We start from the raw sequence: 23,878 nt of genomic DNA, 5'->3' as shown, positions 1-23,878 counted from the left end.
TCAATGCGGAATGCTCGCGATGAGCTTGTTCCGGATGCCGTTTCTTGCCAAGGGAGAGCAGATCAGCGCCATGCCGGCGAGCCACACGGTGCATTGCAGGACCAGACCGATAAATCCGGTTGCGGGCACCACATAGCGCGCAAGCATCCCCATCCCCAATCCCGCAGCGACGACCGCCAGCATCATTCCGAACAGAAGCACCGCATGTCGAAGCGGGTGCTGCAGTGTCTGGACGAGCAGAAGCGAGAACAGGACCCCCAGCTGACCCACCGTATCGCCGGACGTTAGGCTGATCGCGGCCCCCAGCGGGCCAAGCGCCGGAATCAGGAACGCCGCAAGGCCGAAGAAGATCGCAATCTGAAGTGACTTGGTCCACAGCAGCAGCGTGCCCCTGTTGCTGTAGCTTGCGTAGCTCATGGCGAATGTTGCCGGCGTGACGAGGCAGGTGCCGCCGATCAGCACGATGGCCAGTGTCGCATCATATGGAATAGCGCCCGCAGTCCAGAGCTCGAAGAACTCGCGCCAGAACGACAACAGGCCACCCGTGATCAGGCTGACCGTGAAGGTCACGATGAATAGCCCTCGCGCATACAGGGCCCGCAGGCTGTCCCGCGCCCCCACGGCGTGGTCGTGGCCGAGCTCCGCCGCAATCGGCAGCGAGAATTGGTAGCAGAGGCCGCGCAGGAAATTCGCGACGGTCCTGGTGAGCACCCATTGGGCGATCGCCGCCCGGTCGGACACGAGGGCTCCGACGAGAAGCACCGAAAGGTACGACATTCCGACCTCGGCAAAATTCATGACGCCGAACGGAAATGCACCGGCGAATTGTGCCCTCGCCCACCTCCAGGAGACACGCCGCGGCAGCCCGCTGAGAAACGGGAATTGCCGTCTCAGGTCGGAGAAGAGGATGAACGCGGAGACGCCGACCTGCCCCGCAACGAACGCGAGTGCCATGACCAGCAGATTGCCTGTCAGGAAGACCGCGATCACCTGCGCGAGCTGGCCAAGACCCGTCCCCCACGCCTGCACAGCGACGACGCGGCCGTACAGACCGCGGGCCCGGAAGAGAGAGCTGGCAAGGTTCACCGGCAGCGTGGTCGCAAGACCAAGCGTCACGATGGCGAATGTCAGGTCGAAGCCAGGCTCGTTGCGAAACCCGAGGACGCCGGCGGGATTCACCAGCACCAGCAGGATGCCGATAATGGCGATCAGGCCCGCGACGACGCCAATGAACAGCAGCAGGACACCGGCGAAGTAGCGGCGCGTGCGACGATCGGCGTCTGCTTGCGACTTGAAGGAGAGAAAACGATTCAGGCTCCACGCATGGAGGCCGGGGTCGGCAGCCTGCACCAGGCTCCCCGCGGCGAAGATCGTGAGCCACGCCGAGAGCGTTTCATGCCCCAGATACCTCAAAAAGAACGGAATGAGAACGATCTGCTGCGTGAGCGCGAGCAGAACGATCATCGAATTCGCCGACCACCCACCCAGGATGCGGCGAACGCGGCTTGGGCCGGATTGCGTCACGACGTGCACGAGCGAGGCAGTTCGATCTGCTGGAAATGGCACGTCTGGCCAATCACTGTCCCGCTCCGAATATGCCGCTGTTCCATCGCCGGGTTAGCCTTAGTATTCCGCTCGTCCGCGCACAAGCAATCAGATTCCGGCTTGGACGAACGTTGCGGAATTGGGTAGTGACACGCGCTCCATCGGGATGACAGAGGGCCGAACGTTGTCGAAGATCCTTGCGCGAGTGGGCCACCGGGACATCACGCCGCGCGACCGCCCGGTCCGGCTTGCGGGCTATCCATCCCGAACCGCCCTCTGCGCCGACATTCTCGATCCCATCGAGGTCGGAGCAATCTTGTTCGAGGGTCCTGGCCGTCGAGCCCTTCTTCTTTCCTTCGACCTGCTACAGGTCGGCTCGGAGCTTCAGAATCTCGTGGTCAGCAAGCTCGAGAAGCGCGGCTTCGGCCGCGACGAGATCGTTCTGCAAGCGACCCACACACATGGCGCTCCCGCGACCGACAAGGCCTGCGCAGCGCTCGGCGTTCCGGACGAGCGGTATGTTGCAGAGCTTGGCGATGCCGTCGACGAACTTGTCGGACAAGTCCAGAGACAGGAGCCTGCGGAAGTCTCGTTCGAAATCTTCGAGGGCCAGCTCCGGCACGCGATCAACCGCCGGCGCTACTGGCCGTTCCCGACGATCGGCAGAATGCACGGCTTCAATCTGACTAGCATCGCCTTCTCGCCGAACCCGAAGGGGCCGAAGAACGAGCTCGCGACCGTTCTGCTCATGCGGGACGTCCGCGACGATCGGCCCATTGCACTGCTCTGGCATTACACCTGTCACCCGACGGCAGTCATCCCGACCGATGCGATCAGCGCCGACTTTCCCGGCAAGGTTCGCGAACGGCTTCGCCAGCGGCTCGGCTCCATCCCGTGTCTGTTCCTGACGGGATTCTGCGGCAACATCAGACCGCATATCGTGCCCGCACCGCGCGCAATTCCCCTTCGCGAGCACTTCCAGCGATTGGTGCGAATTGTGTTCTTCGGAAATCTGTTCCCGTCCCTGTCCGTGGATGACTGGCGTCGCTGGAGCGACAGCCTCGCGAGCGAGCTGGACGAGATCGCGCAGCGGCCCGCGGCAAGAAAGTTCAACCCGCAGCAGCTGCGGGTCGGTTCAGCCAGCATCCCGCTGGACAACTTCTTTCACGGTAAGGCGCCGCCCAAGCCCCTCTGCGCGCAGGTTCTGGGATTCGATGACGCGCTTGAGATCGTCGGCCTGTCGGCCGAACCGTCGGTCGAGTGGGAGACCGAGATCGGGAAAGCCATGCCCAAGCCACCGGGATGCATCCGCCTTTACGCAGGTTATCTCGGATCGCTTTGCGGCTATCTCCCCACGGCCGCACAGGTCCCCGAAGGCGGCTATGAGGTCGAGGGCTTTCAATCCCTCTTCGGATTTTCCGGCCATTTCGATGCCGGCCAGATCGGCCCCGCGGTCTTATCCTGCGTGCAGAGTGCATTCGAAGCAGCGCGCGACGGTCTTCGCCGCGCCAGCTGACCCAAGCCCACGATCAGGACGTCGTCGCGCGGCCGGACGGACCTCTAAACCGGAACAAATTCGCGGGAAGCACCTTCGCTCTCGATCAGCTCGACGACAACGAACTCCTTGGTCAGAAAAAACTGCACCGGGGCGCCGTCGAAGGCTATCGCGGGTTTTGCCGCACCCGTTGGCGTCGCACCGCGCGCCCGGAAATAGTCGGCGGCGACCGCCAGATTCCCGACCCGATAGGCGACCTGATTGATCACGCCCCTGCCGGACGCCGCGATCTTCGCCACCGGAGAATTGTCCCCGAACGGCGCAATGAGCTCAAACATCACGCCACCGGCGTCGCGCAGAAACTGGACCGAAACGCCAAGCACGTGATCGTCATAGACCTTGGTGGCCGCGACTATCGGCAGCAGAGAGCAGACATTGGCAAAGCCGGACTTCACGTCCCGCACGACCAGGCCGACATGGTCGAAGATCAATTCTGGGCGCGCGGGAGACGACATCAGTCCGGTCTTGCAATGATGCAGGCGGAGATCGTCAGCTTGTGCTTCCGCGCCTGCTCCATCGTGTGGTTCGTCATCGGGAAGAACTCCGCGCGTTCAATCTCGAAACCGGCCGCACGAACCGCCTCGACCGCGTCTTCCGGCGAGCGCAACAGATACAGGTGGTCGGGCGCTGGGCTGTTGATCGGAACATTCACGAACAGTCGGCCGCTCGGCTTGAGCAGCGACCGCAACTTGATCAGGGCACCCTTGGGATCTTCCAGATGTTCGAGAACCTCCGAGAAGGTGAGGCAATCGAACTTCGCGCTATCGTCCGGCACCGCGTACAGATCCTGTAGAACGAGCTCGGGCTTCTTGCCCGACATGCCCATGACCGTCAGCGCATCCCAGGTCTGGCCGATGCTCGCCTTGCTGACGTCCCAGCCCTTCACACTGCCGGACCGCTCGTCCTTGAGCGCCTGATAGAGCAGCAGCCCGTGCCCCGGACCGATCTCAAGATAGTCGTAATTGGCAGGTGCCTGCTTCAGAAACACGTTGCGATAGAACTGATAGCAAGCCGTGTGGTTCGACCAGTAGATCTGGGTCAACAGCAGGCCATCCATGTAGTGGCCCATGTATTCGGTATCGCTATAGACGAGGCGATTGGCTTCCTCGAACGTCTGGAGCCTGTATCGCCCCTTCCGCCGGAAGAAGATCTCCTCTTCCCGAACGATCTTGCAGATGAAATCGTATCCGTCGCAAATCTCGCCAAGGCGCGAACGGGCGATCTGTCGAATCTGGCTGGCCAGCTCCTCGAGCGTGGTGAAGTCCTCGGCCGACGCATGCGAGAACCGCGTCTCGAGATAGGCACGATGCGCCGGCGTCCGCTCATACTGAATCCGCATCAGTGCGGCGAGCTGCGGAAAACGCTGTTCATCGATCAGGCTTGATGCCGTGCTCAAGATATTCTCCCTCAATGCGCGCCAACGGCATCGCGAATGCGGATGGGCGGCTTCTTGTCCTGATAAGTTCTCACCGAGAGCTCCCAGGTGGTCTCGCCACCGGGACGCTCGCCGGTCAGCTCGAATCCCAGATTGCGGTAGTGATCGGCGACCATCATGTTCTTCTTGCTCGGGATGTAGATGCCGCGCACGACCCCCTTGCCCAGCTCCCGTGCACGCGCAACCAGCAAATCCAATGTCGCCTCGGGGACGCCACGTCCAAGGACGCGGCACGACATCAACCAGGTATCGATCTCGATCGCATCGGTGCCGACGTCCGCGATGACGACGCCAATCATGCCGTTGTCACCAAACGTGTCGCTGAGCCGCATCTGCATGGTGATGCGGCGCGGATCGGTCTCGGCGGACGCGACATCAGCCTCCGAATAGCGCCGGGTCGTCAGGTTGAACTGGTTGGATTTGGAGATCAATTGCGCGATCCGCTTGCGCCCGATCGCATCAAACGGGTTGACCTGCAATTCCATATCGAGCGACTGGAGATAGTCCTCCTGACGCGCGAACGACTTCAGCTGGGCCGTGCGACGGGCATCGGCCCGGTAATATGCCGCCCGGTCACGATCCTCGGCCGTAAATCCCGTGGCCTCGAAGTAGCAAGCGGACTGGAACACCGGGAGCCACTCCGTCACATCCTTGGGCACTTCGGGCACGGCGACCTGAGGCAGGGCAAAGCGGATTTGGGCACGTTCCGCGGGATTGTCGTCCAGGAAGACAAAGCTATCGAGACCAAGGCTCAGAATCTCGGACAACGCCTGTAGATTGGCCGCCTTGTCGGCCCAGTTGATCTGGAAAACGGCGATGTCTTCCTCGACCAGCACCATCTCCGGATGCGTGCGGAAAGCATCCAGGGCAACGCTCTCCTCGTTCTTGGAGGACACGCAGAGCACGATGCCGCGGTCACGCAATTCCTTCGCCATGGCCTGGAGCGCGCAGTGAGCCTCCCCAACCGGACTTCCAGGGCCGAGCAGCAGATTCTCCTTGCCGTCGTCGCCGACGATCCCGCCCCACATGGTGTTGTCGAGATCGAGCACGAGAACCCGGCGCGACTTGCCGAATTTCAGCGCGACCAACCTGACCAGGTGCTCGGCATAGAGCGGCGCATTCTCTGGCGCGAACGGATACTTGGCCAGTGCCCAGTGCCGTGCGGAGTGCCAATTGTCCTGCCCGGTCCTTTCGGACAGCATTGCAACGTCGAGCAAAAGGTCGCCGCTGGACCTCACGAACTCGGACAATCCAGCATTCACCCGGCCGACGAGGTCAACGTGCGAGCCCGGTATCAGCCGGTCGACATGCAGCCTGACGTGCGCGGGATCCGGCGTCAAAGTCTGAAAGATAACGGGCCTCTTGAGCGACGAACCGATGCGCTTGCGGATGGCACGCAGGCGATCGAGCGCCCGGTCCGCGATTGCCGCGGCGGCCTCGGGATTCCCGGGCGCCGGCCGCAGGCCGAACGCATGCACGTCCATCGCAAGAACGACGATATCGGGACCGAACGCGACGATGCCGTCACGATCGCGCTCCAGCAAGACCTCAGGATCTTCGTATTCCGAGATCATGACATCGACACGCAGACCATGCCGGAGCCCGGTGCCGATCAGCGTCTCTCTTATATGCCGCGCGGTCGAATTCGAGAGCAACAGAACGCGGACGGCTTGCAGGCCGTTCTGTCCCGTCGAATCCTGAACGCCGGAGAGGCCCATTGCGAGCCGCCGCAAGCCGCCTGCATCCCATTCGTACTGCGCCAGGCGAATCAGCTCGGCGACACTGCTGCCGCTAAGGCCGCGGGTTCGCTCGATGTCACCTGCCGTGGGCTGTGGCAACCACCTCATCATCGGCTTGATCACGGCAGGCTCGCTCGTACTGAGAAGAACTGGCTAACGTCACGCGGCGATCATCGAGATCAAATCGCCCACCGAGCGAATGTTCTCGATCTGCGCAGCCTCGAACTCTTGATCGAACTCTCTTTCAACCGCGGCGACAATGCGAATTGTCGCAAGGCTATCCCATCCGTCCACGTCGTCAGGGGTGGACTGCGGCGAAATCTGCAAATTCGGGAGATCGAGTTCCTCCCGGAAAATTGCCTGCAATCGGCCAATGACGTCTGCCTGCTTATCCACTGATCAAGCCCTTCGAGGTTGAGAAACGCCTTCATATACTTCGGTCCGCTCCGCTTCAACCGGAGTTTTCTCCTTTAATTTCAACGCAATAGCATCACGCAAGAAAGCGCCTGTGCAAAGGCAAGCGGTACATGCTGATACCACGCCGTCCGAGGGAAACACCGGTCATGATCGCGTTGCGGGCCGGAATCGACCACATCCACAAGTTCGACAGGCGAAATTCAATGTACTGATCGCGAGGATAATGGCCGCCGAGCCAAGCCGCGTCGAATGCGCCGTTTCGGTTGAGATAGGTGTGCGTCCCTTCCTGGCCGTCGCGGGTGCGCCAGCGATACGTGGTCGTGCCGTGAAAAACCGCTGCGAAATCCGGGCTCTCGTGACGAAGGATGCTCTCGACGGCGTGCAGCGGCGTCAAGGTCGTCAGAAATCTTCCGACCCCCAGCCCCACACAGATGGCATCGAGCTCCATCAGTCTCTGATAGGGGGATTCGGGATCCCACGGCGTTTCCGTGGTCTGGTGGTCCCTGACCAGAAACTCCGCCTGCGGCCCCAACGCAATGACGGAGGACGAGTTGTGAATGCTGCGCTTGACGCCGCGGTAGCGCCTGAATGTCTCCGCGATGAGTCCCGTGGACACGGGTTCCCTGTGGATTTCCAGAATCCTGCGATCATCGACAACGAGAGGAATCGCGGACATCACCAGCGTTCCATCAGGGCCGATCAGTTCGAGCAGCAAATCGATCACCGACGACGGTTTGCCGGGAAAATTGTAGAATTCGTTCCAGGAAGATTGCACCCACACGGTGGCGCCAGCCTTGATACCCAGCCTCTCGAAGGCCGACCGCAATTCGGGAACCGAGATCGGATCCTTGAAGAACCTCTTTTCGAGGGCAAGCCTGCGAAGCCGGACGTAAGACCGCAGGTCCTGTCGGCCCAATATCCGCCGCAAGCTGGAAATTACGAATTGGCGAACTGAGGCTGACATCTCTAGCAGCGTGGACCCTGGTGTAGATCGTCAGCTATCAGGCCGCCTCGGCGATGTCGACCGGATCCTGAAATTTCGGATTATCACCCCAAGTGGCGGCTTCCGGGCCGATTTGCAACCGAGGCCCGGCCGGTTTGATTCACAACTGGCATTGCGGTAGCAACGTTCGCCATCCGGCCCATAGCCCGTTGCTCGTCGAGGAAGACGATTGTGAAGACAATCAGCGTTATCACGCCCTGTTACAACGAAGAGCTGAACGTGGGGGATTGCTACGAGGCGATCCGGCAGATCTTCGACAACGATCTCAAGGGCTACCAGCGCGAGCACATCTTCTGTGACAACGCCTCCGACGACCGCACGGTCGAGATCCTGCGCGAAATCGCGGCTCATGATCCGGCGGTCAAGGTGATCGTCAACGCGCGCAATTTCGGACCGCTGCGCAATACCTATAACGGGGTGATGGCGAGCACGGGCGACGCCGTCCTGCTGTTCATGCCGGCCGACCTTCAGGACCCGCCGGAACTGCTGCCCCAATTCGTCAAGCTGTGGGAAGCCGGCAACGAGATCGTCTACGGCATCCGCGCGGTCCGGGAAGAAGGCCGGCTGATGCGCGGAATGCGGGACGCCTATTACCGCGTGCTGACCCGATTCTCCGAGTTGAAGGTGCCGCCGGGCGTCGGTGACTTCCAGCTCGTCGACAGGCGCGTCGTCGAGGCCATGCGGCACGTTCGCGACGCCTATCCGTTCATGCGCATGATGACGTTCGAGTGCGGCGGCCGCATGGTCGGCGTACCCTACACCTGGCGCGAACGCAAAAAAGGGTTTTCGAAGAACCGCGCCAGCGCGCTGATCGATCAAGGGCTCAACGGGCTGGTGTCCTTCACCACGGCGCCGGTCCGCTTCGGCCTGCTCGCGGGCTTTGTCATCTCGGCCGTGAGCATTACCTACGCCATCGTCAACTTCATCGTCGGCCTCGTGCTCTACCAGAAGCTCGCCGAACCGGGCATCCTCACGCTGATCGTTGCCATGTTCTTTTTCGGCGGCGTGCAGCTGTTCTTCATGGGCATGATCGGCGAATATGTGCTCGCGATCTACGGACAGGTGCGCGAGAAGCCCGTGGTGTTCGAGCGCGAGCGTGTCAATTTCGGCCCGCCGCCACCTTCGTCGGGTGCGTGAGGCAGCCCCTCAGCGCTTCGCCAGCGACTGCTCGATCCGCGCGACGATGGCCGGCATTGAAAGGCCGGCGACATCCAGCAGCGCCTCGCGCGACCCTGCGCTGGACGTCTTGCCGCCCTGCTCGGGAATGCCCATGCCCGTAATCGGCGGCCGGACCGCGTCTCCGGCAAACGCGCCCGCGACCAGGCCGAACAGGCCGCCGCGCAGGATGTGCTCTTCCAGCGTCACGATGAGCGAGGCCTCGCGCACGGCGTCGCGGATCGCGGCCTCGTCGAGCGGCTTCAGGCAGGAGACGCTGACCACGCCGACGTCCCTGCCGCGCCCGGCGAGTTCGCTGGCGGCCTCCAGCGCACGGGAGGCGATCGGCCCGGACGCGAGGATAACGACCTCCCGTCCCTCACGCAAAACCCTGGGCTTGCGCAGATCGGTCACGGCGGCGCCGAGGTTCGGCTCCCCCTGACGGCTGAGCCGCAGATAAGAGGGCTTGCCGCTTCCTGCGATCAGACGCGTCGCAGCCCGCACCTCCATGGGGTCGCAGGGCACGAACACCTCGATGCCCGGAAGCATCGACATGATCCCGGCGTCTTCCAGCGCATGGTGGGTATAGCCTTGGCTGCCATAGGCATAGCCGGCGCCGACCGCGACGACCTTGACGTCGGCACCGTGGTAGCAGACGTCATTGCGGAGCTGCTCGAGGCAGCGCAGCGTCGGGAAGTTGCCGATCGAGTAGATGAAGACGGTCTTGCCCGACAGCGCGATGCCGGCGGCCATGCCCGCCATGTTCTGCTCGGCAACGCCGACATTGAGATAGCGATCGGGAAACTTCGCCGCGAACGGCTCCAACACGGAGTAGCCGAGATCGCCGCAGAGCAGCCAGATATCGGGGTTCTCGCTCGCAGCTTGCGACAGGCTCTCGATGAACGTCGTCCTCATGCGCCGACCTCCGCCAGCGCCTGCGCCAGCAGCTCATCCGAGGGCGAGCGGTAGTGCCACTCGAGCTTGTTCTCCATGAAGCTCACGCCCTTGCCCTTCACGGTGTGGGCGATCACGACGGTCGGCCGCCCCGACGGGGCAGGCACGGCGCCCAGCACGCGCTCAAGCGCGGCGATATCGTGGCCGTCGATCTCCTCGACATGCCAGCCGAACGCCTTCCACTTCTCTGCGAACGGGTCGAGGTTCAGCACCTCTGCGACCGAGCCAAAGCTCTGGATCTTGTTGAAGTCGACGATGACGCAGAGATTGTCGAGCTTGTGATGGGGCGCGAACAGGATGCCTTCCCAGTTCGAACCCTCGTCGCATTCGCCGTCGCTGAGCAGGCAGAACACGCGACTGCCGGCACCGGCGGAACGTGCAGCGAGCGCCATGCCGATCGCGATCGGCAGCCCATGGCCGAGCGAGCCGGTCGAGACCTCGACCCCCGGAACGGCGTGGCTGACATGCCCGGTGAAGATCGATCCGTCGCGGCAATAGGTGTCGAGCTCGAACAGCGGGAAGAAGCCGCATTCGGCGAGCGTCGCATACATGATCGCGGTGGCGTGGCCCTTGCTCAGCACGAAGCGGTCGCGGTTCGCGGAATGCGGCTCGGCGGGATCGAGACGCAGGACCTGCGTATAAAGCACCGCCAGGATGTCTGCCATCGAGAGGCAGCCGCCGATATGGGAAGCTTTCGCGGCGTGCACCATCCGCAGCGCGTGTGCGCGAATGCGCCGCGCGAACTCCTTCGGTTCAGGACGATTTACGGGAAGAGTTGGTCGTGTCATGCCAGTTTACCGTTTCGCGTAGTCCATCGTCCAACGCCACTTCGGGCTTCCAGCCCAATGCGAGCATGCGCGAAACGTCCGCGGCCAGGATCATAACCTGATCGGGACGGTACGCCAACTCGCCGAAGCCCAGCACGGCACCGGGATCGACAAGATTGCGCAACCGCGTCACCGTCTCGCGCAGCGGCGGCGCTTCCGGGCTGCCGACATTGAAGATGCCGCGCGCGCTCGCATGCGTCGTCGCAAGCCGGAAGGCGCTCGCCGCGTCGCGCGCGTGCAAAAATCCCCAGCGTTGCTCGCAAGCCGTCAGTGCCATGTGCTCTCCGGAACGCAGGTTCCGGATCATGCTCGGAATCAGCCAGTAGTCCGCATCCTTCGGCCCATAGGTCGAAAAGATCCGCAGCCAGGCTGACCGAAGACCCCTCTCCTCGCATAGGCGCATCGCCATCGATCCGGCAGCGAGCTTGGCCATGCCGTAAAGCGTCGTCGGCCGCGGCGTATCATCCTCGCTGATCGCGCGATCATAGGGGCCGTATTCGGCCTGCGACCCGGCTCCGACGAAGATTTTGGCGCCGGCCTCGGCTGCAAGTTCGACGAGTCCGACCGTATCGGCCACATTGGCCGCCTGGACCGGGCTGTTGCGATCGCTGCCCGCAACGCCGCGCCAGGCCATGTGGACAATCGCCTCCGGCGCAAAGGCCTTGAACGGCCCGCGCAACCCGTCCGGCTGTTCCAGAACACCGGGAATCACGTGCAGGCGCTCTGCGGCCTCGCGGAGACGCCAGTTCGCGCTGTCCGGACGCAACAGAACGGCCACGTCGTGCCCCCGTTCCAGGAGGTCCGCAACGAGGTAGGAGCCCAGAAAGCCGCTCGCGCCGGTGACAAAAACCCGCATGGCCCCCGGTAGATCAGCCGCCTGGACCCGTCAATCTCCCGCTTCGGGAATTGCCCCGGGATCCCCCTGATGGAGCTGGGGACCTGGCCTCTCGGGCACCATCTGAGCTTGATTATCCGGCCCATGCGGCTAAACGGGGGGCAGAATTGACGTTCGACGACACAGGGGTAGATGCATGAGCGATTTCAGGCTGGCCATGGTTTCCGCGGGCTTCGAGCACGGCGGCAACGTCACCCATCGTCACTTCGACGGCCATCCCGACCTGCTGGTCTATCCCTTCGAATCGCAGCTCGGCAACCGCAACTTCAACGACTTCCTCGCCTCGGTCGAGCGCGTCCAGTACCGCTATCCCGAATTCCCGGAGGGGCTGACGGCTACCGAGCTCTACGAGCAGATGATCGACGAGGAGCTGAAAACCTTCCTGCGCAAGCGCAACGGCTCCAAGTTCCGCGACGCCGACTGCGTGCTGGACGAGAAGAAGCGCGTCGCCGAATTCGTCGGGCTGTGCGGCGAGGCGCCGATCCCCCGTCGCAAGGTCATCGAGGCCTTCTTCCGGTCGACCTTCACGGCCTGGGAGAATTATTACACCAAGCCGCGCCCCGGCATGGTGCATGTCGGCTACTCGCCCGCCATCGGGATCGATGCCGATCGCATGGTGCGCGACTTTCCCAACGTCCGCATCCTGCACATCGTGCGCAACCCGTTCTCGGCCTATCGCGACACCAAGCGCCGTCCGTTCCCGCAGCCGCTGACCAAATACCTGATCACCTGGAACATCTATCACTCGACGGTCGAGATGTTCGCCAAAATGTATCCCGAGAACGTGCGGATCTTCCGTTACGAGGACCTCGTCGACGACAAGCGCAAGTTCATGATGGACGCCGCCGCCTTCATCGGCGTGCCGTTTGCCGACAGCATGCTCTATCCGAGTTGGAACGGCGTCGAGATCAAGGACTCCATCGCCCCCTGGGGAACCGTGCTCAAGAGCACCAAGGACTACAACAAGGCCGTCATCGAGGAGCTCTCGGACGACGAGCGCAAGCAGATCGCGCAGGGCACCGCGGCGCTGGCCCGCCATTTCGGCTACGACCAGATCGACTATCTGGGCCCGCTCTATCGTGCTGGGTAAGATCGCGTTCTTCGAAACCGACGACCGCCCCGACATCGCCGCCGACCGCGCGCGCATCCAGCCCGCGCTGCTGCAGCATCTGCAATCATCCGGCCGCGATATCAGCGTGACGCCGGCACTCGGCGGCACGCTCGGCATCTGCTTCGATGCCGTGATCGCCGGCGAGAAGCGGTTTCTCAAGACGCATCTACCGGGCCCAGACGCCCGCGGGAGCCTCACCAGGGAAGCCGATATTCTCGTCCGGCTCTATGGCACGGCCATCGTGCTCGGCCGTTTCGAGGCTCCGCTCGCGGACGGAACGAGCCGACTCTGCCTGCTCATGCCCGCTCTCACCCCGCTATCCGCTCCGATCGAGCCCGCAAATGCCATTGCGACGATACGCGAATGCAGTCAACGGTTCGGTGACTGGCGGCCGGACGACCTGCCCGCGTTCGAGCAATATCTCGCCTCCGCCGCCCGCGCGTTGAAGACCCTGTCCGAGCGCGGCCTGCTCAGCCACGCAAGCGCAGCCGAGCTCCGTCGCCTGATCGCGCGGCTCGAAGACCGTTTGCCGTCGCCGCCGCAGACCGTCTGCCACGGCGATTTCGGGCCGAAGAACATCATGCTCGAAGGCAACGTGTCGCGCGTCATCGACTGGGAAGACGCCTTTCTCGGCATCGCCGGCTACGATTATCTGTACTGGCTGACCTTCATGGAGAACCGGCCGTTCCTGCAAACGGCGGCGTTCGGACGGACGGGCCTTCCGGGCGAAATCGAGCGCGCAATCCTCGCGCTCGTCGTGCTGCTCAAATCGTATCTCGCGGTCTGCTCAGGCGCGTATCTGAAGCACGCGGTCTCGCCGCAGGAACGCATCGCCGAAATCATCGAGCTGCGCTGATCACGCCGCCTGCGCGGCGCCGACGACCTGGTCGAGCTGATCGAGCGAGAATGCGCGCAGGTCGCGGCCCTCGCGCAGCGCCTTGTACCAGCCGACGGTCAGCCGCAGCCCCTGCGCCAGATCGAGCCGCGGGGTCCAGCCGAGTTCGCCGCGCGCCTTGGCGCAATCGAGCCTGAGATAGGCGGCTTCGTGCGGATGCGGGCCGGCATCGGCGGTCCAGCGCGCGCCCCCGCCCCATTGCGCGATTAGGTGCTCGACCACCTGTCCCACCGGCACTTCGCTCGCGGCATCAGGACCGAAATTCCAGCCGCCGACGAAGCGCTCGTCGCCCGCCAGCCGCTCGACCAGCGTCAGATAGCCCAGCACCGGGTCGAGCGCATGCTGCCAGGGCCGCACCGAATTGGGATTGCGGATGCGCAAGGGCTCGCCTGCGAGGAACGCCTGCATCGCATCGGGCACCAGACGGTCGCGCGCCCAGTCGCCGCCGCCGAACACGTTGCCGGCACGCGCGGTCGCGACGCGCGCCGCGCCCGGCGCCTTGAAGAAGCTGTGGCGATAGGAATGCGTCACGAGCTCGGCGCAGGCCTTGCTGTTGCTGTAGGGATCGCCGCCGCGGAGCCGGTCGCCTTCGCGGAAGGCGGTGCCCGCGCCGTCGTTCTCGTAGCATTTGTCGCTGGTGACGTTCAGGATCACCTTCACCGAGGACAGCGGCCGCGCCGCCTCCAGCACGTGCACCGTGCCCATCACATTGGTCGCAAAGGTCTCGACCGGTTCCTCATAGGAGGGACGCACCAGCGCTTGCGCCGCCATGTGGATGACGATGTCGGGCTCGGCTTCCGCCATTGCGGAGCGCAAGGTGCGGAGATCGCGGATATCGGCAACGCGGTGCTTGATGTCGTCGGCGATGCGCGCCGCGACGAACAGCGCAGATTGGTGCGTCGGCGGCAGCGCATAGCCGTAGACGTCGGCTCCGAGGCGGCGCAGCAGCAGCGCCGCCCACGCGCCCTTGAAGCCCGTGTGGCCGGTGAGAAAGACCTTCTTACCGCGCCAGAATGCCGGATCCGTCACCAGACCCTCCATTTGGCGCGGTTGCCGGCCCACTCACCCTCGAGGAAGTTACGATCGCGCAGCGAGTCCATCGGGTGCCAGAAGCCGTGATGCACATAGGCGCGCAGATCGTCGCCGCGCACGAGCTGCTCCATCGGCTCGCGCTCCCAAATCGTGTTGTCGCCTGCGATCAGCTCGCCGACCGACGGCGATAACAGAAAGAAACCGCCATTGATCCAGCCGCCGTCGTCATTGGGCTTTTCCTCGAAGTTGACGACCCGGTCGCCATCGATCGCGATCGCGCCGAACCGCTTGGCCGGCCGCACCACCGAAACGGTGGCGCGCCGCCCGTGCGCCTTGTGGAACGCGATCTCGGCGGCCAGGTCGATGTCGGCAACACCGTCGCCATAGGTCAATGCGAAGAAGGGCTCGTCCGCGACATAAGGCAACACCCGCTTCAGCCGGCCGCCGGTCTGGGTGTCCTCGCCGGTGTCGACGAGCGTGACCCGCCACGGCTCGGCCGTCTCGCGATGCACTTCCATCCGGTTCTCGGCGATGTGGAAGGTCACGTCGGACATATGCAGGAAGTAGTTCGCGAAATACTCCTTGATCATGAAGCCCTTGTAACCAAGGCAGATCACGAAATCATGGAAGCCATAATGGCTGTAGATCTTCATGATGTGCCACAGGATGGGCCGGCCGCCGATCTCCACCATCGGCTTCGGCCGCGTGCTGGTCTCCTCGGCAATGCGGGTGCCGAGACCTCCCGCGAGAATGACGACTTTCATAGAAACCCTGCCGAGATCCGGGAAAATACTTGCGATTGAGCACTGGTTACTGCAGGCATTTTAAGCCGTCAATTGGGGCGCGGGGCGATCAGAAGGTCCCACTTCCCCGACGGTGTCGACATATGGCGGCCAACATCGCTATGGTCCGACTCGCAAGCCGCCCCTGATCGCCAGCCACAGACCGAGTCATGCAAAAACAGCCCCGTCGGACGCTAGTACTCCTGTTTGCGACTGTCCTTGCCGGTCTGTTCATTCTGCAATTCGGAACTTTTATCGACCGCGCGACGCCGGCGCTCATCGACGATCACGACATCCTCTATCCGCTGGGCGACCAGCCGACCGCCACGCTGCACGAGATCTGGACTGATCTGAAGAACACCGACGAATACCAGGAACTGGCGAATAGCGGATCGGCCACGCGATTTCGTCCCGCTTTTTATCCCCTCAAATCGATCAAGACCTACCTGTTGGGAAGCAACATTCGCCTGTGGTACATCGCAAATTTTCTGCTCTACTTGGGCACCACGACCCTGCTTTTTTCACTCGTCCTTCGTACTTTCGGTATTCCAAGCGCGCTGGTGTTTGCCGCGCTCTATCTCGGTCACAAATCATGGGCCGATATCTTTCCCCGGCTCGGCCCGGTAGAAATCGAATGTATCCTGGTCGGGACATTTCTCATCTGGCTGCTCTGGCGATGGATCGAAACTGGAAGAGCATCCGCCCTTTGGCTCGCGATACCGACGGCCCTGCTGTTCGGAGCGACGAAAGAAGCTGATTCACCTATGTTGATCGCGATCGGTGGGCTGCTGTTGGTTTCCGGCTTCCTGAGCGGTACCAAGCGAATGGTCTCGGCGGGCGCTGTCCTGGTCGTCACAGGCGCGATCGTGTTCGCGATCATGTTGCGTATCACCGCGACGGCAGGCACCGGACTTGTCGCGCCGTGGGGTCCATTGTGGTCCTACCGGCATCATCACAACAGGGATGCACTCGCGTGGCTCGTCCTTGTCCCGATCCTCGTTTTGGCGGCCGCTGCGATCGCGCGTCGCTCCGGCTGGCTGAAGATGAGCCGGGGCGAACTTGCTGCACTCGTGCTCGCGGCGCTTTCGGTCGAAGTCCTCAGATTGACGCTCTACTATATTAGCTTCTCGATGACATACGGCGGGCAGAACGACGCCATCGGCATGCGGTACGGCTATCCGCTGGCTTTGATGCAAGGCATTGTCGCAGCCGTTGTGTTCGGCAGGCTTGCAAAGGACGGCGACCGCAGAGTCGCGTTACTCTCGGGAGCCACCGCGATTGGCTGCTTTGTCGCAGTCCTCTTTGCCAACCACGGCCTCTTTTCGCCGAACACGTTCGCGACCCGGGACTGGTGGCTTCGGTTCAACACGGATGCGGACAATACCGTCAGCGAAGCGACGAGGCTTCTCTATGAAGCCCGCAAGGAGAACCGGAATCCGGTGCTGATCGCGACCGGTCCTGCGCTGGAATGGGAGCCGAAGCTTTCCCTCATCCTCTTCCTGAGGCGAAAAATGCCCGATATGGTCGTGTACTTCGACCCGAATGAGCAATCCTCGAATGCGCTACATTACAGCAAGTTGTCGATCAAGCTGGGCGGGACTCCATTGCCGCCGGAGACGCGGGCATCGCTCGTCGAACGAGGCTGCATCCTCGTTCACGTCGACGAGCGCGAAGCAGCAGACCCAAATTGCAAGGTGTTGAACATCACCACCATCAACGGGCGGCCTGTACCCTAGATGCAACAGCGCACGACGCGGAAGCATTCGTGCCGAGTTTCTCGATCGTTCGCATGCGGCCGAATGTCCCCGGTCTCGCTTCGCACAAATTAGAAGCTCTCCCCAAGTAAGGTTCCTTCCCCCTGTTGCGAACTGAGCATCACGAGACGACATTGCCTTTACGCAAACACGAAGCACAATATCGCGCAGACATTGACGGCCTGCGAGCGATATCTGTCCTGGCCGTCATGGCATTCCACCTCAAAATCGGGCTGTCGGGAGGCTTCACCGGCGTCGACGTGTTCTTTGTTATTTCCGGATACCTCATCGGTCGGATTGTATATTCCGAGGTGGCCGGGGGAAGCTTCTCACTCTCTCGTTTTTATGAGCGCCGTGCCAGGCGCATTCTACCCGCACTTCTTGCGACGATCGCAATCAGCTGGTTCGTAGCCGACCGCTACCTCTATGCATTCGAGATGGGCGACTTCTCGAAATCGGCAGTCGCGTCAATCCTGTTTGCGGCCAACCTGTACTTCTATGGGGCGAGCGAATATTTCGCACCAGCCGCCGAGACCATTCCGCTGCTTCACCTTTGGTCTCTGGGCGTGGAAGAGCAGTTTTACCTGCTGTTCCCCCCGACAATAGTTCTCCTGGGACGATATTTGCCGCAGTTCTCCTGGGACGATATTTGCCGCGGCTGGTGTTTGCGACGCTTGTCCTGATGTGCCTGGTTTCTCTTTTTGCGTCGCAAGTTTTGGTTTGGTCGCATCCTGATGCGGCCTTCTATCTTCCGATCAGTCGGGCCTTCGAGATATTATTCGGCACTCTGGTCGCCCACACACTCTTTCCCCCGTTCAAACAATCGCTTGGTATGCGAACTCACGGCAATCCTCGGATCCGCGTGCTTGCTGTTTTCAATGGTTTTGTTCACGAAAGACCTCCGCTTTCCGGGCATCGCGGCCGTTTTGCCCTGCGCCGGCGCAGCGATGATCGTGTGGTCCAGTCAGTCGAGCACCACTCGGATATCCCGGTTGCTTGCCTGACAACCACTGGCTTACGTCGGCAAGCTCTCCTATTCACTCTACCTCATCCACTGGCCCGTGATCGTCCTCGGCGCGCTGGCCCAGCCGACTCTCCCCCATCCCGTCTTCGCATTTGCGGCTGCTTCGGCGTCGTTCGTCCTTGCGGCCATCAGCTTCAGGGTGATCGAAACTCCCCTGAGATACGGAACTCTGACTAGACAATATTGCCTGCCAAAAGCGGCTGCCGCCATGTTGCTGGCCGGGCTCTTGCCTGCATGGACCCTGACTAAGCTGAATGCGCCCGCGTCAGCTGATCCGTCAATCAACCGCGTCTTGAGTTTTAATTTTTACAATCCGTGAACGCGATTTCTGGCTCGGGAGTGCTTTCTCGATCCGGAACAAACATTCAGCGATTATCCAATTGACAAGTGCATACCCGCATCGATCAGCACGGGTGCGATACTATGGGGCGACAGCCACGCAGCCCATCTCTATTTCGGGCTGCGAGCAGAGATGCAAAAATCGGCTATTCCATTTGGCATGTTGGCATCATCGGGGTGCCCGCCGATCGCCGATCTCGATATCGAACAGCGGCCGAACTGCAGGGATGTGAACAGAGAAATTCTGCCTTTCCTGCTGCGTTTGAAGCCTCGCTTGGTCATTCTATCCGCAGCATGGCATATGAACAGTGAAATTGCCGTATGGCTAAAGACAACGGTGGATCAGCTTGAGCAGGCGGGCATTAAGGTGGCAATCGTCAGTGAAAGCCCTGCTTTCAATACCCGCGCTCCCAACATTGCCGCCGCCCACCTCGAAGCTGGAAGGCCACCGATTGCACCTGTGACAGACACCAACATCGAGACCATGAAAACTACCGACTCGATTCTGTCCGCTGCTTTCGGAGCCGCGCCGGGGGTTCTTCCTGTTATCTCCGCTCAAGACGTTCTGCTCGGAGAAGGGCTGCCCTCTGCTAACGGGCGATGGCGTCCCTCTCTATTTTGACCATTCGCACCTCACGGAGGAAGGATCAACCGCTTACGCAAAAGCGCTCTTGACCACGATGGTCGATACGGGAATCAAGTTTTGAGCCTGTGATGCGGTATCAACATGGCGGCCTCTCAACGAGAGGTGCGTATAGTTCCACGACGCTGCCATCGACAGGGTGGGTAAGATTATCGATGAGCGCTCGGGATGCAAAGTCGAGCCCCAGGCCTTCCCACTCCTCCTTCTTCAGGGCATGGCCGCCTGTTCCCAAAATCAGCCACGCGCGCCGAAGACGTTCGGGGCCAACCATCCTCAGATATTCACTTGCAAGACGATGCGATGACGGATAGCCGGCAAAGATCCAGGGAAAGACGGGCATACGGCCGCCAATCGCAAAGACCGCGCCCGGGACTTCGCCGCTGAGGTCGATGGCAAGGTCGCCAAGGCAAAAACCGTGGCTCGCGACATCGCTCTGCAGCGTATGAATGAACTGTCGAGTACGCTCATCAAGCTTCAATGTGGAGTCCGGGCCGATTCTTGTTGGAAGAGTTTGCAGCATGATTGGGGTCGCCAATCGATAAGGCGATGTCAGACCCGCGGCAGTCGCCCTATACACGAGATAAACGCCGACGAAACAAGCCAGCGTCAAGCCGAACGAACGTGGAAGCACCAGAGCCGTGGCGACCACCAGCACCATCAATGACAAGCCCGGAAAGAGAGCGACCTGAAAGCACACCCTCCCGGCGCTTCCCAACGTCGCGGCCCAAGGAATGAGCCCGATCAGGGCAAGAAGCGCAATCCATTTGAGACTGATGCCCCGTCGACACGCGATTGAAAGCATCGCGAATCCGCCTCCGCCAAGCACAGAAAGAACATGGCAGTTGCCCGGATCAAACGCTCGCCGCAGGAGTGACAATCCGAGCAGGACTATCGCGAACAAAGCGATCAGCTCTCCCCATCGCGCGATGACGGTTCGCCCGGAGCAGCGGGCGAACATGCATACCAGCAGCAATCCTCCACTCGCCCACCAGACCCACCCATCACGAAGAAATTCGGTTTGCTGATCGCGCATCGAAAAGGGGTTCGGGTGGGATCCGCCAAAAACGACGAAATAGCCATTGATCTGGTTCAGCATCGTTCCGAGAGGAAGGCTAGCTGCCAGCACGACAAGAAAGCACAAGCCGAACAGGATCGTATGACCGAGCTGCACCAGTCTGGCCCGATTGCCGGGGAACGCGCATAGCACGCCCACAAGATAGATCGCGCCGTACGCCATGACATTGGGAGGCCTGGTAAAAAGCGCGACGGCGATTGCAAAAGCTGCGGTGAATGCGGAAACGACAGGGAGTGACTCCAAGAGCACCAATCCCAATGCCAACATCCAACCGGCGACCAGGACGAGCCAATTGTAAGACGGCGTGGGAAGCCAATACGTGTAGTAGAGGAACGGAGCCAGCAAGGCCGTACCGGCGATCAGGATCGCATCTGGATCCCGCCAGGACAGCTTCAATCTCGTCACGACAGCCCAGCCCAATGAAACGCCCAGACCGGCGAGAATAACGGCACCGAGGCGGTTGAACGCCGACACGGATTCGCCCGCGAGCAGGTACAAGGGACGAATGGCGTAACTGAAAAGTCCTAAGACCAGGTCATATTCCGCTGGCCTCTGGGCCAGCATCAAATAGAACGCCTCGTCGGTGAAGTCGAAGCCCCTGTCCATCTTCAGGATCAGGTTTGAGGCCAGAACGACCGCAAAAGCCAGCACCGCCACGGCTGCGACAAAACGAGGCCGCGAGATTAGTAGGGCAAGATTTCGATGAATAGGCATTTGTTCTTTAGGTCCCGACGATCGATATTCCCCGAGTCCCCCGGCCCGCCTCGATCCGCAGCGATCGAGCCCTCCCATTTGACGATCTGGCTGGAATATGACATGGCGGCGGGATGGGATGGTTACGCTTCTTACTGGCAGCTGTCGTCGTCGCTTACCACTGCCAATTCCATCGGGTATATCAGACGGTCGGCGGCCTGGCCGCGGTCGAGGCCTTCTTTTTCGTGAGCGGCTTTTACATGGCGGCCGCCTATCCAAGATATCAGGGGCGGTTTTCGGCGCTGCTCTTCTGGTTGAGCCGATACCTCAGGCTGATCCCTTTCTACCTGACCGTTCTTACCTTGACCTGGCTGTTCTGGCTCAGCGGCCTGGCCACGAACAAGACTGCCATTTTCAATGCGTTTGGCGCAGCCGATGCCCCCTGGCTCGCCAACATCACTTTGCTAGGCCAGGATCTGATCGCGATCAACGAGCGAACCAATCTCCTGCTTCCGGTTCGCCAATCTTGGTCTATCAGCGCAGAATTGGCCTTCTACCTGCTCACCCCGTTACTTCTGAAATGCCGCAATCGGCAGCTGATCGCGATCGCCTTCCTATCATTCACCCTCAAAACATACTTTGTGATCTCTGGGAACTGGAGGAGCGCCTATTTTCCTTTCTATTCGCAGCTTGGCTACTTTATCCTCGGGATAGTACTGTTCAGGCTCCGCGATGGGCTAACGTGGCCGAAATCAACTGCAGCTCCCCTGCTCTTGTTGACCTCAGCCTATCTCTGCGTTAGCCATTTTGCAGCCTTTGAACTCGACGGCATCTTGCCAAACGTAGCAATGATCGTGGCGATCGCCATCTCGATGCCAACTGCCTTCGCGCACTCCAACCAGCCGATCTCGAATTTTCTCGGTGATATTTCGTACGGCGTATATCTGGTACACGTTCTGATTATCGAAGTGCTGATTTCGTTGGGATGGTTCACCTACGACGCAGCTTCGCGACCGGCAATCGTCGGGATGTTCATCCTGGTGCTGTCGCTTTCAGCGCTCACCGCCGCGATTTTTGAGATCGTGGTTCAAGAGCGGATCGATCGCTGGCGCCGAACGACGTTCTACGGTGGCGCAGCACCTCAAATCAAAATCAACATGCAAGAATCAGCATAGCGTCGCCGCAATCGCTCCGCCGAAACGACCCCCGGATCCGTTTGCCCGTTCGACATTGCCTTCGGCATCGACGATCGGCATTGCGCGACTGGCTCGCGCAGCGATCGCCCGACGCCCGCCGTCAGACAAGCAGCGGATGATCGAGATGCAGAGCGGCCAGATACTGGGCCAACGTCAAGGTTGCGATTGCATCGTGCAGCTGCTCGGCCGGCGACACTGCATTGGCGACGTCTGGATTTGGACCAGGCATCGCGTCCGGAGTGTCGAAGTGGAAGCTTGCAGTATTGGCAGTATCAGTCGCGAAAGCGAAACTGCCTGCAGCCGGAACCGCAGCCAACGGCGCCGAGGCATGAACGCCGATCGTCCCGTCCCCGTTGAAGTCCTGATGAAGGCTGCTCTCCGCTTGCTGCAGTGTTGCGCTGGCGCCCGAGAGCACACCAGTGTCGCTGCGATAATTGCCGCTGCTATCGGTGTGCCAGATGATGAACTGGCTAGAGCCAGGCGCCTTCCACGCCACGTCAAATCCGCTCGCGGTCTGCTCTGCGCCAACCGGCGTCCAAACGCCGAACTGCCCGGCCACGACCGGCGAACCGACGTAGGTCAACTCTGGTCCAGGACCACCGCCTACGGGATTCATGCAGAAATTCGCGCCGCTCTGCACCAGACTCGTGCTTCCGAAGCTTTCGATGGCCGTCGCAGTCGCTGCAACGGGGCCGACTGTCCCATCCCCGTTGAGATCCTGATGAAAGCTGCTCTCCGCCTGCACCAGCGTGCCACTGGTACCTGACACAACTCCCGTGTCGGTTTGATAATCGCCGCTGCTGTCGGTTTGCCAGATGATGAACTGACTCGTGCCTGGCGCTTTCCAGGCAATCTGATATCCATTCGCGGTCTGCTCGGCGCCGATCGCCGTCCACACTCCGAACTGCCCCGCCACCACCGGTGCTCCACCGTATTTCAGCGCGGGTCCCGTCCCACCCGCAACCGGGTTCATGTAGTAGTTACCACCGCCGTTCTCGACGAGGCCGGTCGCACCTGACGTTTCAATGGTCGTGACCGGCACGCCAATCGTCCCGTCTCCGTTCAGATCCTGATGCAAGCTGGTCTCTGCCTGCTTTAGCGTAGTGCTGTTGCCCGACACCACGCCGGAGTTGGTCAGATAATTTCCGTTGGCGTCGGTGTGCCAGATGATGAACTGACTGGAGCCGGGCGACTTCCATGCGACGTCAAATCCGCTCGCGGTCTGTTCGGCGCCCACCGGTGTCCAGACTCCGAACGCACCCGCCGTGACCAGCGAGCCACCATATTTCAGATCTACCTTTACCCCGCCGCCGACCGGCGACATGTAGAAGTTGCTGCCACTCTGAAACAGGCTCGTGGTGCCTATCGCCTCGATCGATACAGGGGGATTGGCGAGGGCGCTGCTCGAGAGCGTGCCGTCGGCAAACTGGAAATACTCAAGGTTCGTGACGGTGTCGGTACCATCGGGTGAACCCGACCGCAGGTCGACAAGGGAGAAGGTTTGCGTCGACGAATTGTATGTAACGGCGTAGTTGGCCTTGTTGCCCGAATAGACCACTGTGTCGGTGCCGGCACCGCCGTCGATGGTGTCGTTGCCACCACCGCCGGTGATCGTGTCGTTGCCGCCTCCGCCCTTCAGCACGTTGGCGATGGCGTTGCCGATGATGGTGTCGTTGCCCGAGCCTCCCGTGACATTGTCGATGTAGGAGCGTACATCGCCATTGTAGAGATAGGCGTTGTAGACGTTGCCGGACGCGTAATGGCCGTTGCCGAGATTGGCGAGCTGCACGGTGGAGAACACCGACGAGG

General features: G+C 61.4%; 20 protein-coding genes and 2 pseudogenes. 8 read left to right on the top strand and 14 right to left on the bottom strand.

Features of this window, described 5'->3' with window-relative positions; all coding sequences use genetic code 11:
• Entirely contained in the window at window positions 1–1,464 is a 1,464-nt protein-coding gene (locus tag IC66_RS0107760) for a hypothetical protein (RefSeq protein WP_038947257.1), read from the bottom strand.
• A 445-nt stretch (window positions 1,465–1,909) separates the two neighbouring features.
• Complete coding sequence (locus IC66_RS46140; protein WP_157158038.1) at window positions 1,910–2,218, bottom strand: hypothetical protein; 309 nt, start codon at window positions 2,216–2,218, stop codon at window positions 1,910–1,912.
• On the opposite strand from IC66_RS46140, the gene IC66_RS46135 reads away from it, so the two are divergent.
• Window positions 2,213–3,061, top strand: a complete 849-nt coding sequence (locus tag IC66_RS46135; protein ID WP_157158037.1) for a hypothetical protein — start codon at window positions 2,213–2,215, stop codon at window positions 3,059–3,061. The two genes, IC66_RS46140 and IC66_RS46135, sit on opposite strands and share 6 nt — an antisense overlap.
• 44 nt (window positions 3,062–3,105) lie before the next feature.
• On the opposite strand, the gene IC66_RS0107750 is transcribed toward IC66_RS46135, so the two are convergent.
• The 5 genes from IC66_RS0107750 to IC66_RS0107730 form a co-directional block, all read right to left on the bottom strand.
• Window positions 3,106–3,555, bottom strand: coding sequence for a VOC family protein (locus tag IC66_RS0107750; protein ID WP_049806483.1), 450 nt, complete (start codon window positions 3,553–3,555; stop codon window positions 3,106–3,108).
• Entirely contained in the window at window positions 3,555–4,496 is a 942-nt protein-coding gene (locus IC66_RS0107745; protein WP_038947254.1) for a class I SAM-dependent methyltransferase, read from the bottom strand. The genes IC66_RS0107750 and IC66_RS0107745 overlap by 1 nt, the downstream gene beginning before the upstream one ends.
• A gap of 11 nt (window positions 4,497–4,507) precedes the next feature.
• A complete protein-coding gene (locus IC66_RS0107740) occupies window positions 4,508–6,373 on the bottom strand; it encodes an HAD-IIIC family phosphatase (RefSeq protein WP_157158036.1) in 1,866 nt (621 codons plus the stop codon).
• Window positions 6,374–6,433: 60 nt separating this feature from the next.
• Window positions 6,434–6,670, bottom strand: coding sequence for an acyl carrier protein (locus tag IC66_RS0107735; RefSeq protein ID WP_038947252.1), 237 nt, complete (start codon window positions 6,668–6,670; stop codon window positions 6,434–6,436).
• Window positions 6,671–6,764: 94 nt separating this feature from the next.
• Window positions 6,765–7,655 (bottom strand): AAC(3) family N-acetyltransferase, encoded by an 891-nt coding sequence (locus IC66_RS0107730; protein WP_083859271.1) that lies wholly within the window; start codon window positions 7,653–7,655, stop codon window positions 6,765–6,767.
• A gap of 210 nt (window positions 7,656–7,865) precedes the next feature.
• Here IC66_RS0107730 and IC66_RS0107725 point away from each other — a divergent pair, with 210 nt between their 5' ends.
• Window positions 7,866–8,831: a glycosyltransferase family 2 protein gene (locus tag IC66_RS0107725; RefSeq protein ID WP_038947250.1), complete on the top strand. Its 966-nt coding sequence runs from the start codon at window positions 7,866–7,868 to the stop codon at window positions 8,829–8,831.
• A 9-nt stretch (window positions 8,832–8,840) separates the two neighbouring features.
• On the opposite strand, the gene IC66_RS0107720 is transcribed toward IC66_RS0107725, so the two are convergent.
• The 3 genes from IC66_RS0107720 to IC66_RS0107710 are packed head-to-tail and all read right to left on the bottom strand — an operon-like array spanning window position 8,841 to window position 11,486.
• Window positions 8,841–9,764 carry a transketolase family protein gene (locus tag IC66_RS0107720; protein ID WP_038947248.1) on the bottom strand — a complete coding sequence of 308 codons (924 nt, stop codon included), beginning with the start codon at window positions 9,762–9,764 and terminating at the stop codon, window positions 8,841–8,843.
• Window positions 9,761–10,591 (bottom strand): transketolase, encoded by an 831-nt coding sequence (locus tag IC66_RS0107715; RefSeq protein ID WP_038947247.1) that lies wholly within the window; start codon window positions 10,589–10,591, stop codon window positions 9,761–9,763. The genes IC66_RS0107720 and IC66_RS0107715 overlap by 4 nt, the downstream gene beginning before the upstream one ends.
• Entirely contained in the window at window positions 10,557–11,486 is a 930-nt protein-coding gene (locus IC66_RS0107710; protein ID WP_038947245.1) for an NAD-dependent epimerase/dehydratase family protein, read from the bottom strand. Before IC66_RS0107710 ends, IC66_RS0107715 begins: the two co-directional genes overlap by 35 nt.
• 175 nt (window positions 11,487–11,661) lie before the next feature.
• On the opposite strand from IC66_RS0107710, the gene IC66_RS0107705 reads away from it, so the two are divergent.
• Both IC66_RS0107705 and IC66_RS0107700 read left to right on the top strand, forming a co-directional pair.
• A complete protein-coding gene (locus IC66_RS0107705) occupies window positions 11,662–12,615 on the top strand; it encodes a sulfotransferase family protein (RefSeq protein ID WP_038947244.1) in 954 nt (317 codons plus the stop codon).
• The gene (locus IC66_RS0107700) at window positions 12,605–13,492 is read left to right on the top strand and encodes a phosphotransferase family protein (RefSeq protein WP_038947243.1); all 888 of its coding nucleotides are present in this window, start codon (window positions 12,605–12,607) and stop codon (window positions 13,490–13,492) included. Before IC66_RS0107705 ends, IC66_RS0107700 begins: the two co-directional genes overlap by 11 nt.
• Here the strand turns inward: IC66_RS0107700 and rfbG are convergent, their stop codons facing one another.
• Both rfbG and rfbF read right to left on the bottom strand, forming a co-directional pair.
• On the bottom strand, window positions 13,493–14,560 hold the full coding sequence (gene rfbG / locus IC66_RS0107695; RefSeq protein ID WP_038947242.1) for a CDP-glucose 4,6-dehydratase: 1,068 nt from the start codon (window positions 14,558–14,560) through the stop codon (window positions 13,493–13,495). It lies immediately after the preceding gene.
• Window positions 14,557–15,327, bottom strand: a complete 771-nt coding sequence (gene rfbF / locus IC66_RS0107690; protein ID WP_038947241.1) for a glucose-1-phosphate cytidylyltransferase — start codon at window positions 15,325–15,327, stop codon at window positions 14,557–14,559. Before rfbF ends, rfbG begins: the two co-directional genes overlap by 4 nt.
• A 188-nt stretch (window positions 15,328–15,515) precedes the next feature.
• Between rfbF and IC66_RS0107685 the strand changes: the two genes are divergently transcribed.
• From IC66_RS0107685 to IC66_RS46130, 3 genes and pseudogenes are all read left to right on the top strand, one after another.
• Window positions 15,516–17,081, top strand: a complete 1,566-nt coding sequence (locus tag IC66_RS0107685) for a hypothetical protein (protein ID WP_038947240.1) — start codon at window positions 15,516–15,518, stop codon at window positions 17,079–17,081.
• A 152-nt stretch (window positions 17,082–17,233) separates the two neighbouring features.
• Window positions 17,234–17,782 carry an acyltransferase family protein gene (locus tag IC66_RS43225; protein ID WP_157158035.1) on the top strand — a complete coding sequence of 183 codons (549 nt, stop codon included), beginning with the start codon at window positions 17,234–17,236 and terminating at the stop codon, window positions 17,780–17,782.
• Window positions 17,783–18,595: 813 nt separating this feature from the next.
• Window positions 18,596–19,169: pseudogene (locus IC66_RS46130) on the top strand (SGNH hydrolase domain-containing protein).
• A gap of 15 nt (window positions 19,170–19,184) precedes the next feature.
• Here the strand turns inward: IC66_RS46130 and IC66_RS0107665 are convergent.
• Window positions 19,185–20,837, bottom strand: coding sequence for a hypothetical protein (locus tag IC66_RS0107665; protein WP_038947236.1), 1,653 nt, complete (start codon window positions 20,835–20,837; stop codon window positions 19,185–19,187).
• A 170-nt stretch (window positions 20,838–21,007) separates the two neighbouring features.
• Between IC66_RS0107665 and IC66_RS0107660 the strand changes: the two genes are divergently transcribed.
• Window positions 21,008–22,048 (top strand): acyltransferase family protein, encoded by a 1,041-nt coding sequence (locus tag IC66_RS0107660; protein ID WP_038947235.1) that lies wholly within the window; start codon window positions 21,008–21,010, stop codon window positions 22,046–22,048.
• Between the two features lie 121 nt (window positions 22,049–22,169).
• On the opposite strand, the pseudogene IC66_RS0107655 reads toward IC66_RS0107660, so the two are convergent.
• Window positions 22,170–23,878: pseudogene (locus IC66_RS0107655) on the bottom strand (M10 family metallopeptidase C-terminal domain-containing protein); the annotation flags it as partial.

The sequence above is a fragment of the Bradyrhizobium genomosp. III genome (assembly GCF_000261705.1).
Classification (GTDB): Bacteria; Pseudomonadota; Alphaproteobacteria; order Rhizobiales; family Xanthobacteraceae; genus Bradyrhizobium; species Bradyrhizobium ottawaense.
This window is presented reverse-complemented; position numbering and strand designations above follow the sequence as displayed.

Coding starts and splice junctions, on each gene's coding strand:
- IC66_RS0107715 (WP_038947247.1), bottom strand. CDS start 10,591: ATGACACGACCAACTCTTCCCGTAAATCGTCCTGAACCGAAGGAGTTC.
- IC66_RS0107685 (WP_038947240.1), top strand. CDS start 15,516: ATGCAAAAACAGCCCCGTCGGACGCTAGTACTCCTGTTTGCGACTGTC.
- IC66_RS46135 (WP_157158037.1), top strand. CDS start 2,213: ATGCACGGCTTCAATCTGACTAGCATCGCCTTCTCGCCGAACCCGAAG.
- rfbF (WP_038947241.1), bottom strand. CDS start 15,327: ATGAAAGTCGTCATTCTCGCGGGAGGTCTCGGCACCCGCATTGCCGAG.
- IC66_RS0107730 (WP_083859271.1), bottom strand. CDS start 7,655: ATGTCAGCCTCAGTTCGCCAATTCGTAATTTCCAGCTTGCGGCGGATA.
- IC66_RS0107710 (WP_038947245.1), bottom strand. CDS start 11,486: ATGCGGGTTTTTGTCACCGGCGCGAGCGGCTTTCTGGGCTCCTACCTC.
- IC66_RS0107750 (WP_049806483.1), bottom strand. CDS start 3,555: ATGTCGTCTCCCGCGCGCCCAGAATTGATCTTCGACCATGTCGGCCTG.
- IC66_RS0107705 (WP_038947244.1), top strand. CDS start 11,662: ATGAGCGATTTCAGGCTGGCCATGGTTTCCGCGGGCTTCGAGCACGGC.
- IC66_RS0107660 (WP_038947235.1), top strand. CDS start 21,008: ATGGGATGGTTACGCTTCTTACTGGCAGCTGTCGTCGTCGCTTACCAC.
- IC66_RS0107760 (WP_038947257.1), bottom strand. CDS start 1,464: ATGATCGTTCTGCTCGCGCTCACGCAGCAGATCGTTCTCATTCCGTTC.
- IC66_RS0107720 (WP_038947248.1), bottom strand. CDS start 9,764: ATGAGGACGACGTTCATCGAGAGCCTGTCGCAAGCTGCGAGCGAGAAC.